This is a genomic window from Pantoea sp. EKM101V (genome assembly GCF_011800325.1).
Lineage (GTDB): Bacteria > Pseudomonadota > Gammaproteobacteria > Enterobacterales > Enterobacteriaceae > Pantoea > Pantoea anthophila.
The window spans coordinates 1-1,492 of record NZ_JAALFP010000029.1 but is presented as its reverse complement, the minus strand read 5'-3'; the positions used below and the strand labels follow the sequence as shown (position 1 = coordinate 1,492).

The 1,492-nt window shown below is 55.9% G+C and carries 1 protein-coding gene; it reads left to right on the top strand.

Annotation, left to right across the window (positions count from 1 at the left end):
* Window positions 1-1,492: DUF2235 domain-containing protein (locus HFD92_RS21450; protein ID WP_167429671.1), on the top strand; the 1,492-nt coding region annotated here is incomplete at both ends.

Here is a 1,492-nt window from a genome sequence, read left to right as displayed (position 1 = left end):
ATCTGGATTTCAGCATGATGGGGCTGGCAGCAGCGACCCACGGTGAGGACAGAATAAACTGGGGTCTGCTGCGGATTCTTGATGCGCTGAAGCGGACAATGGGCCTGGATGCGCTGTCGGACGACGAAAGCTGGAAGGCGGTGGATAAAATGGCGACCTCTGTGGCGTCCTTTGGACTGACCGGCAGCGCTAACCGTTTTGAAACTTTCCAGAGCCTGCTGAAAGATATGGCACCAGCCCTGCAAAAGGCCCTGGTACCGGCCGAACCCGGTAAGCCGAAGCTGCTGGGCATCAAACTGTACGTCTACGGCTTCTCGCGCGGGGCAGCAGCAGCGCGGACCTTTGTCAACTGGCTCAGTGAGCTGCTGCCTAAGCCTGAAAAGGGGAAGGATAAGCCCGAGCAGTGCCTGGCGGTAGGGGGGCTGAAAATTCCGCTCAGCGTGGAGTTTCTTGGCCTGCTGGATACGGTGGCCTCGGTGGGCGTGGCACATATCGCCCCGGTCGCGGAAGGGCATATGGGCTGGGCGGACGGGACCCAGGCGCTGCCGGCAGAGAAGGTCTACGGGGGCTTGATTAAAAACTGCGTCCACCTGGTCTCTTCCCACGAGCAGCGGCTGTGCTTCCCGCTGGATTCGATCCGCCGCCCGGATGGTCATTATCCGGCAAACAGCCTGGAGGTGGTTTATCCGGGAATGCACTCGGATTTAGGTGGTGGGTATCCACCGGGGGATCAGGGGAAAGCAAATGGTCACGGTGACAGTATGTTACTTTCACAAATTGCTTTGCATGATATGTATTCTATAGCGTTTTCTGTAGGTGCTCCATTTAAGGTGATTAAGTCCTCATTACCAAAGGATCTGCAACAAGATAGGTGGCGTATTTTAGATGCACACCAAATGAAAGAATTCGACATCGACACTTCTTTAATCAACCGTTTCAACGCCTGGCGCGAGCTTACCCTCGGTCTGAGTTCGTCCTCAGACCATATATCCCCCGAACAAGCCGCAAAATACGATCCGCCGCGCGCGCCGGTCAGCCTGGAGAAAGCGCTTGAAGATCAGATGGGCTGGATCACCGCATGGCGTATCAACCGCTATGCCGGGGGAGCCTACAAGACCCAGCGCTTCTATATTGATTCGGCGGCGAACGGGCTGGATAAAGACAGCGATCCGCTGGTCAGAAAACAGTCTGAGGCGGAGAGAGATGACTTACAGAAGGAGATTGAGAAAGAGCGCAAGAAAAAAATAGCCGGACATAAACCTGAAGAGGGTTTCCTGATGCTCCCGCCGGGGCTGAAAGATTTCGACGCCGCGCTGGGACAAACCCAGCTGCGCCAGGCCGCCGGGGAGTTCAGAGAGGATTACCACGGTCTTTCCCGTTCCTGTACCGGCAACTGGATGTTTACCGCCGTTGATTCAGTGAGTAACGCCATCTTCCTGCTGAATAACGACAATGAGTATGGCGAATGGCTCCGCATGAAAACCGCCGGGGA